Below are 8,252 nucleotides of genomic sequence, written 5' to 3' on the forward strand. Positions count from 1 at the left end.
CAGGGCGGATTGGGAACGCAGCGGTACAATCGTTGCGTCTCTCAAGCCTCTTGCGAAACCGCCATGTCCGCCACCGAACTCGCCTTCCTCCAGACCTATCGCCAGCGCCGCGAGCGCGTCGCGCAGTGGTTGCGCGCGGCGGGTGGCGGGGTCGCCATCGTGCCGACCGCGCCGGAAGCCATGCGCAACCGCGACAGCGACTACCCCTACCGGCACGACAGCTATTTTTATTACCTGACCGGCTTCACCGAGCCCGAGGCAGTGCTCGCCATCGTCGTGCCGGCCGGCAATGCGCCTGCGCGCAGCGTGCTGTTCTGCCGCCCCAAGCATGAAGAACGCGAAATCTGGGACGGCTTCCGCTTTGGCCCCGAGGCCGCCCGCGAGGCCTTCGGCCTGGACGAGGCGCATTCGGTGGAAGACATCGACGCGACGCTGCCGGGGCTGCTCGCCAATGCGGCGGCCGTGGCCTATCCACTGGCCGAAAGCGGCACGTTCGACCGCCGCATGCGCCGCTGGCTCGACGCCGTGCGCATGCAGGGCCGCGCGGGCGTATCAGCGCCGCACCAGGCGCTGGACGTGCGCGCCATCCTCGACGAGCTGCGCCTGTTCAAGGACGCCGGCGAACAGGACATCATGCGCCGCGCCGCGCGCATCTCGGCCGGGGCGCACGTGCGCGCCATGCAGACCTCGCGCCAAGGCCTGCGCGAGTACCACCTCGAAGCCGAACTGCTCTACGAATTCCGCCGCCATGGCGCGCAGAGCGTGGCCTACAACTCCATCGTCGCCACCGGCCCGAACGCGTGCGTGCTGCACTACCGCGCCGGCAACGCTGAGCTGCGCGACGGCGATCTCTGCCTGATCGACGCCGGCTGCGAGCTGGACGGCTACGCCTCGGACATCACCCGCACCTTCCCCGTCAACGGGCGCTTCACCGGCCCGCAGCGCGAACTGTACGAACTGGTGGTGGCCGCACAGGAAGCGGCGATTGCCGAAACGCGCCCCGGGGTGCCGTACAACGTGCCGCACGACGCCGCCACGCGCGTGCTTGCGCAGGGCATGCTCGACACCGGCCTGCTCGACGCGAACACCGTCGGCACGCTCGACGACGTGCTTGCCGGCGGCCAGTACCGTCAGTTCTACATGCACCGCACCGGCCACTGGCTCGGCATGGACGTGCACGACGTGGGCGAATTCCGCACGCCGGGCGCCGTCCCTGCAGAAGGCGAGCGTGCCTGGCGCCCGCTCGAAGCCGGCATGGTGCTGACCGTCGAGCCCGGCATCTACGTGCGCCCCGCCGAGGGCGTGCCCGAGCAGTACTGGCACATCGGCATCCGCATCGAGGACGACGCCATCGTCACGCCCACCGGCTGCGAGCTGATCACGCGCGACGTGCCGGTGACCGTGGACGAGATCGAAGCGGTGATGCGAGGCCAGCGATGACGGACACGACCGCCACGGGTACCACAGCGGCCGACTTCGACGTCGCCATCGTCGGCGCCGGGCCGGTGGGGCTGGCGCTGGCCAACTGGCTGCTGCGCGACACCGACTGGCGCATCGCCCTGTTCGACGCGCGCGACGCCGAGGCTGCTGCCCGCGACCCGCGCGCGCTGGCGCTGTCGCACGGCTCGCGCGTGCTGCTGCAGGAGATCGGCGGCTGGCCCGCGCGCGCCACGCCCATCACGCATATCCACGTCTCGCAGCGCGGCCACTTCGGCCAGGCGCACATCCGCTGCGAGGACTACGACATCCCCGCGCTCGGCCACGTCGTCCAGTATGGCGACCTGAGCGCGGCGCTCAACGCCGCGCTGGCCGCGCAGATGCAGCGCTACCCGAACCGCCTCACACGCTACGACCACACGCCGGTCGACCGCGTCGAGCAGCTGCCGCGTGCCGACGGCACCGTCGCCCCGGCGAGGGTGCGGGCGCTGCAGGGCGAGCGACATGAGGGCCGCCATCCGCTGGCCGTCGAGACCGAGGTCGTGATCCAGGCCGAAGGCGGCCTGTTCGACGACGCCCGCAAGCAGGCCGGCGGCCTCTCCCACGCGCGCCGCCGCGACTACGGCCAGACCGCGATCGTCGCGCACGTGCGCTGCGCCGCGCCGCTCGATGGCTGGGCCTGGGAGCGCTTCACGCCCGAAGGCCCGCTTGCGCTGCTGCCGCAGGACGATGCGCAAAGCGCTGGCTACGCGCTGGTCTGGTGCTGCGCGCCCGACGAAGCCCGCCGCCGCGCTGGACTGCCCGACGACGCGTTCCTCGCGGAATTGGGTACGGCCTTCGGCGATCGCATGGGCCGCTTCACACAGGTCAGCCCGCGCCATACCTTCGCCCTCGGCCTCCATGCGCAGCGCGTGCCGGTCGACCGCCGTGTCGCCGCCATCGGCAATGCCGCGCAGACCATCCACCCGGTCGCCGGCCAAGGCTTCAACCTGGGCCTGCGCGATGCCTTCGAGATGGCACGCGCGCTGCGCGATGCGGTCACACCCGCCGCGCTCGCCCGCTTTGCCCGCGAACGCACGTTTGACCGCGCCGTCACCATCGGCTTGACCGACCTGCTGCCGCGCGCGTTTGCCGTACCGGGCCGGCCGTTCGGCCACCTGCGCGGCGCGGCGCTCACGCTGCTGGAATGCCTGCCGCCGCTCAAGCATGGGCTCGCCCGGCAGATGATGTTCGGGCAGCGAGGCTAACGGATGGCGTGTGCCGAGGTAGGCGCTGCAGGCGACCGCCAGCAGATCACCGTGGTGGGCGCCGGCATTGTCGGCACGGCGTGCGCACTGCAATTGCAACGGGATGGCCACCAAGTCACGCTGCTCGATCAGGCCGGCATTGGCGAAGGCTGCTCGTTCGGCAACGCCGGCTGCCTGAGCATGGCGTCGGTCGTGCCGATGGCGCTACCGGGCATGCTGAAGCAGGTGCCCAAATGGCTGGCCGATCCAATGGGCCCGCTGACGGTACGTTGGCACTATCTGCCGCGCGCGCTGCCCTGGCTGCTGCAATGGGTGTTTGCGGGCAACGAGACGCAGGCCCGTGCGACGGCGCAGCCGCTGGCGAGTCTCTTCAGCGCGACCTTTCCCGGTTATCGAAACCTGCTCGACGCCGCGCAATCTGACGGCCTGATCCGTCAGACGGGCCATCTGTATGTGTGGCGCACGCTGGCGCGCTCGTCGGGCGATGTGCTGGCGCAGTCCATTCGCGATGCCACCGGCGTGCGCTCGCAAGCCCTGAGCGCCGGCGAAGCGCGCGAACTCGAGCCCGCACTGGCCTCCGACATCCAATCCGGCCTGCTGCTGCCCGACAACGGCTTCACGGTCAACCCGGAACGTCTGGTCAAGACGCTGGCGGCCAACTTTGCCGCAGCGGGCGGCACCTTCCTGCGCCGCAAGGTGCTGGACGTGGAATTCGGCCGAAGCGACTACGGCGGCCCGACGCGGCTGCACACCGATTGCGGCACGCTGCCCGTGTCGAAGCTGGTGCTGTGCGCGGGTGCGTGGTCGATGCGGCTGGGCGCAAAGCTCACCAGCATCCGCATTCCGCTCGACACGGAACGCGGCTATCACGCCACGCTGCGCGCGCCCAGCGTGCAGCCTTCACGGCCAATCATGGATTGCGAGCGCAAGTTCATCGCGACGCCCATGGAAGGCGGCCTGCGCATTGCCGGCACCGTGGAGATCGGCGGGTTGGACGCTGCGCCCGACTACCGCCGCGCCCGCATCCTCATGCGACAGGGCCAGCAGCTCTTCCCCGGCCTCGGCTTTACGGACGACAGCCAATGGATGGGCCATCGGCCCTCTCTACCCGACAGCCTGCCCGTGATCGACCGCTCGGAGCGCTACCGCAACGTGTTCTTCGCGTTCGGGCACGGCCACCTGGGCATGACAGGCGCGCCAGGCACCGCCCGACTCATCGCCGATCTGGTCAGCGAGCGCACGCCTTTCATCGACGGCCGCCCCTACGGCCTGCAACGGTTCCGCTAGCGCCAGCCACGGCAAGAACCCGGCCGCCGACCGCACTGCCGCATAGTTTGTGCACAACATTTAGGCAATCCGGCCGTTTGGCGGTAAAATCCCGTCCTCGCATTTTTCACTCCCGTCGCTCCGCCCGATGTGTCAACCGACCCTCGGCGGAAGGGGTGGTTTTTCGTTTCTCCATCGCCAACGCAGGCCAACGCAGCGCGCACCGTGCAGATCGGACCGCATACCCTCCGCAACAACCTCTTCGTCGCCCCCATGGCGGGCGTGACGGATCGCCCGTTCCGCCAGTTGTGCAAGCGGCTGGGCGCGGGCTATGCCGTGTCGGAGATGGTCGCGTCCAACGCGCAGCTGTGGAAGAGCGAAAAGACCATGCGGCGCGCCAACCACACTGGCGAGGTCGAGCCGATCGCGGTGCAGATCGCCGGCGCCGAGCCGATGATGATGGCCGAGGCCGCGCGCTACAACGTCGATAGCGGCGCGCAGATCATCGACATCAACATGGGCTGCCCAGCCAAGAAGGTGTGCAACGTGGCGGCCGGTTCCGCCCTGCTGCAGAACGAGCCGCTGGTCACGCGCATCGTCGAGGCGGTGGTGGGTGCGGTGGGTGACCGCGTGCCGGTCACGCTCAAGATCCGCACCGGCTGGGACCGCGAGCACCGCAACGCGCTCACCATCGCGCGCATTGCGCAGGACGCCGGCATCAGCATGCTGACCGTGCACGGCCGCACCCGTGCGGACCTGTACCACGGTGAAGCCGAGTACGACACCATCGCCGCGGTCAAGGCGTCGGTGCGCATACCGGTGGTCGCCAACGGCGACATCACCACGCCGGCCAAGGCGAAGCACGTGCTGGCAGTGACCGGCGCGGACGCCATCATGATCGGCCGCGCGGCGCAGGGGCGCCCGTGGCTGTTCCGCGAGATCGAGCACTTCCTGCAGACCGGCACGCTGTTGCCAGCGCCGGAGGTGGAAGAGATCCGCGGCATCATGAACGCGCACCTGGAAGAGCACTACGCGTTCTACGGCGAGTACACCGGCGTGCGCACCGCACGCAAGCACATCGCCTGGTACACGCGCGGGTTGGCGGGGGCCAACCTGTTCCGCCACCGCATGAACACGATCGAAGACACCGCGGAGCAGCTGGCCGCCGTCAACGCCTTCTTCGACGAGCAGCGTGCGCTGTCCGATCGCCTGGTCTACGAAGACCAAGCCGCCGACGGCGAGCGCCCCACGACGGGCAACAACAACGACAACAACAAGGAACTGCTTGCCGCATGAGCCGCAACCCGATCGATCGCTGCATCCGCGACAGCCTGGATGCGTATTACCGGGACCTCGATGGCGAGAACCCGTCCAACGTCTACGACATGGTGCTGCAGGCCGTGGAGCGGCCGCTCTTGGAGGCCGTGATGGAATGGGCCTCCAACAACCAGTCGCAGGCCGCCGACTATCTCGGCATCAACCGCAACACGCTGCGCAAGAAGCTGCAGCAGCACGGGCTGATTTGACAGACGGCGCCCGCCTGCCTACCGATTTCCCTTTCTGACGGCGCTTTGCCGCGCCACACCCGCCCACCGGCGTTTCCACCATGATCCAGCAAGCCCTGCTTTCCGTTTCCGACAAGACCGGCATCGTCGACTTTGCCCGTGCATTGCACGGCGCAGGCGTCAAGCTCCTCTCCACCGGCGGCACCGCCAAGCTGCTTGCTGAAGCGGGCCTGCCCGTGACGGAAGTGGCGGACTACACGGGCTTTCCGGAAATGCTCGACGGCCGCGTCAAGACGCTGCACCCGAAGGTGCATGGCGGCATCCTGGCCCGCCGCGACCTGCCCGAGCACATGGCCGCGCTGGCCGCGCACCAGATCCCGACCATCGACCTGCTGGTGGTGAACCTGTACCCGTTCCAGCAGACCGTGGCCAAGGACGAATGCACGCTGGCCGACGCCATCGAGAACATCGACATCGGCGGCCCGACCATGCTGCGCTCGGCGGCCAAGAACCACCGCGACGTGACGGTCATCGTCGATCCGGCCGACTACGCCACCGTGCTGGCCGAGATGCAGGCCAACAACAACACGGTCGGCTACGACACCAACTTCAGGCTGGCCAAGAAGGTGTTCGCCCACACCGCGCAGTACGACGGCGCCATCACCAACTACCTGACCAGCCTGGGCGCCGACAAGTCGCACAGCACGCGCAGCGCCTACCCGCAGACGCTGAACCTGGCCTTCGACAAGGTGCAGGAGATGCGCTACGGCGAGAACCCGCACCAGTCCGCCGCCTTCTACCGCGACCTGAAGGCCGTGGACGGGGCGCTGGCCAACTACACGCAGCTGCAGGGCAAGGAGCTGTCGTACAACAACATCGCCGACGCCGATGCCGCGTGGGAATGCGTGAAGTCGTTCGACCCGGCCAAGGGCGCGGCGTGCGTGATCATCAAGCACGCCAACCCGTGCGGCGTGGCGATCGGCGGCACCGCGCTGGAAGCGTACGGGAAGGCCTTCAAGACCGACTCGACCTCGGCCTTCGGCGGCATCATCGCCGTCAACGTGCCGCTGGATGAAGCGGCCGCGCAGGAAGTCGTCAAGCAGTTCGTGGAAGTGCTGATCGCACCGTCGTTCTCGGACGCGGCGCGTGCCGTGTTTGCGGCTCGACAAAACGTGCGCCTGCTGGAAATTCCGCTCGGCAAGGGGCTCAACCCCTACGACTTCAAGCGTGTCGGCGGCGGCCTGCTGGTGCAGAGCCCGGACGCCAAGAACGTGCAGCCGAGCGAGCTGCGCGTGGTCACCAAGCGCCACCCGACCCCGAAGGAAATGGACGACCTGATGTTCGCCTGGCGCGTCGCCAAGTTCGTCAAGTCGAACGCCATCGTGTTCTGCGGCGGCGGCATGACGCTGGGCGTGGGCGCCGGCCAGATGAGCCGCGTGGACTCGGCCCGCATCGCCAGCATCAAGGCGCAGAACGCCGGCCTGACGCTGTCGGGCTCGGCCGTGGCGTCGGATGCGTTCTTCCCGTTCCGCGACGGCCTGGACGTGGTGGTCGATGCGGGCGCGTCGTGCGTGATCCAGCCGGGCGGCTCGGTGCGCGATGACGAGGTGATTGCTGCCGCTGACGAGCGCAACGTCGCCATGATCTTCACCGGCACGCGTCACTTCCGCCACTAAGCAGCACCGTCCACGCGACGGATGAACGGGGCAAGGCGTAAACTAGCGCCTTGCCCCGTTTTTCTTTGGCGCTTCGCCCACGTTTTCATGCGCATCCTCGGCATCGACCCCGGCCTCCGCACAACCGGTTTTGGCGTGCTTGAACGGCACGGCCACCAGCTTGTCTACGTCGCCTCGGGCACGATCAAGAGCAACGGCAATGCCGACCTGCCCAGCCGCCTGAAGACGCTGTACGACGGTGTGTCGGAACTCGTGCAAACGTATCGGCCCGACTGCGCTTCCATCGAGAAAGTCTTCGTCAACGTCAACCCGCAGTCGACGCTGCTGCTGGGCCAGGCGCGCGGCGCGGTGATCTGCGGGCTGATGAGCGGCAACCTGCCGGTGTACGAATACACCGCGCTGCAGCTCAAGCAGGCGGTGGTCGGCTACGGGCGCGCCAACAAGGAACAGGTGCAGGAGATGGTCGTGCGCCTGCTCAACCTCGAAGGCAAACCCGGCACGGATGCGTCCGATGCGCTGGGCGTGGCGATCTGCCATGCGCATGGCGGTGAGACGCTGGCCGCCATGGCCGGGCTGGCGCCGCAGCTTGCGCAAAAAGGCTTGCGGGTGCGGCGTGGCCGCCTGGTCGGCTGACGCATTTCCACAGGAATCGCAAAGACGACCACTGGCACGGGGCAATACGCCCGCCTACCATGCGGGATACCCTGTTTTTTGGAGTGCCCGGATGCTGCGCCGTCTGCTTCTGCTGTGCCTGTTGACACTGTGTACCGTCACCGCACTCTCGGCCTGCCGCCTGGAGTACCACCACAGCAGTGGCGGCGGCGGTAACACCACACCCATCGCCACCGTCCAGGTGATCGGCCACCGCGGCGCCTCCGCACTGCGGCCGGAACACACGCTGGCCTCGTACCAGAAAGCCATCGACGACGGCGCCGACATCATCGAGCCCGACCTCGTCTCCACCCAGGACGGCGTGCTGGTCGCCCGCCACGAGAACGAGATCTCCGGCACCACCAACGTCGCCGATGTGGCCGCGTTCGCTGGCCGCCGGACCACCAAGACCATCGACGGCCAGAGCATCACCGGCTGGTTCACCGAAGACTTCACGCTGGGCGAGCTGA

The 8,252-nt window shown here is 68.3% G+C and carries 8 protein-coding genes; all 8 read left to right on the forward strand.

The window, feature by feature from the left end; all coding sequences use genetic code 11:
* Positions 1-63 precede the first annotated feature (63 nt).
* A complete protein-coding gene (locus tag QZ609_RS10160; protein WP_295493936.1) occupies positions 64-1,440 on the forward strand; it encodes an aminopeptidase P N-terminal domain-containing protein in 1,377 nt (458 codons plus the stop codon).
* Positions 1,437-2,684, forward strand: coding sequence for a UbiH/UbiF/VisC/COQ6 family ubiquinone biosynthesis hydroxylase (locus QZ609_RS10165; protein ID WP_295493938.1), 1,248 nt, complete (start codon positions 1,437-1,439; stop codon positions 2,682-2,684). The genes QZ609_RS10160 and QZ609_RS10165 overlap by 4 nt, the downstream gene beginning before the upstream one ends.
* 3 nt (positions 2,685-2,687) lie before the next feature.
* Entirely contained in the window at positions 2,688-3,971 is a 1,284-nt protein-coding gene (locus QZ609_RS10170) for an FAD-dependent oxidoreductase (protein ID WP_295493940.1), read from the forward strand.
* Between the two features lie 204 nt (positions 3,972-4,175).
* A complete protein-coding gene (dusB, locus tag QZ609_RS10175) occupies positions 4,176-5,246 on the forward strand; it encodes a tRNA dihydrouridine synthase DusB (RefSeq protein ID WP_295493942.1) in 1,071 nt (356 codons plus the stop codon).
* Complete coding sequence (locus tag QZ609_RS10180; protein ID WP_295493943.1) at positions 5,243-5,476, forward strand: Fis family transcriptional regulator; 234 nt, start codon at positions 5,243-5,245, stop codon at positions 5,474-5,476. The genes dusB and QZ609_RS10180 overlap by 4 nt, the downstream gene beginning before the upstream one ends.
* An 80-nt stretch (positions 5,477-5,556) precedes the next feature.
* Complete coding sequence (purH, locus tag QZ609_RS10185) at positions 5,557-7,131, forward strand: bifunctional phosphoribosylaminoimidazolecarboxamide formyltransferase/IMP cyclohydrolase (RefSeq protein ID WP_295493945.1); 1,575 nt, start codon at positions 5,557-5,559, stop codon at positions 7,129-7,131.
* 87 nt (positions 7,132-7,218) lie between these two features.
* On the forward strand, positions 7,219-7,764 hold the full coding sequence (gene ruvC, locus QZ609_RS10190; RefSeq protein WP_295493947.1) for a crossover junction endodeoxyribonuclease RuvC: 546 nt from the start codon (positions 7,219-7,221) through the stop codon (positions 7,762-7,764).
* Between the two features lie 91 nt (positions 7,765-7,855).
* On the forward strand, positions 7,856-8,252 hold a 397-nt coding region (locus tag QZ609_RS10195), incomplete at its 3' end, for a glycerophosphodiester phosphodiesterase family protein (protein ID WP_295493949.1).

Origin of the sequence: uncultured Ralstonia sp., assembly GCA_913056305.1 — a bacterium.
Lineage (GTDB): Bacteria > Pseudomonadota > Gammaproteobacteria > Burkholderiales > Burkholderiaceae > Ralstonia.

What these genes read in the sequence shown, in the direction of transcription:
- QZ609_RS10160 (WP_295493936.1), top strand. Translation starts at nt 64, where the DNA reads ATGTCCGCCACCGAACTCGCCTTCCTCCAGACCTATCGCCAGCGCCGC.
- QZ609_RS10165 (WP_295493938.1), top strand. Translation starts at nt 1,437, where the DNA reads ATGACGGACACGACCGCCACGGGTACCACAGCGGCCGACTTCGACGTC.
- QZ609_RS10170 (WP_295493940.1), top strand. Translation starts at nt 2,688, where the DNA reads ATGGCGTGTGCCGAGGTAGGCGCTGCAGGCGACCGCCAGCAGATCACC.
- QZ609_RS10180 (WP_295493943.1), top strand. Translation starts at nt 5,243, where the DNA reads ATGAGCCGCAACCCGATCGATCGCTGCATCCGCGACAGCCTGGATGCG.
- purH (WP_295493945.1), top strand. Translation starts at nt 5,557, where the DNA reads ATGATCCAGCAAGCCCTGCTTTCCGTTTCCGACAAGACCGGCATCGTC.
- ruvC (WP_295493947.1), top strand. Translation starts at nt 7,219, where the DNA reads ATGCGCATCCTCGGCATCGACCCCGGCCTCCGCACAACCGGTTTTGGC.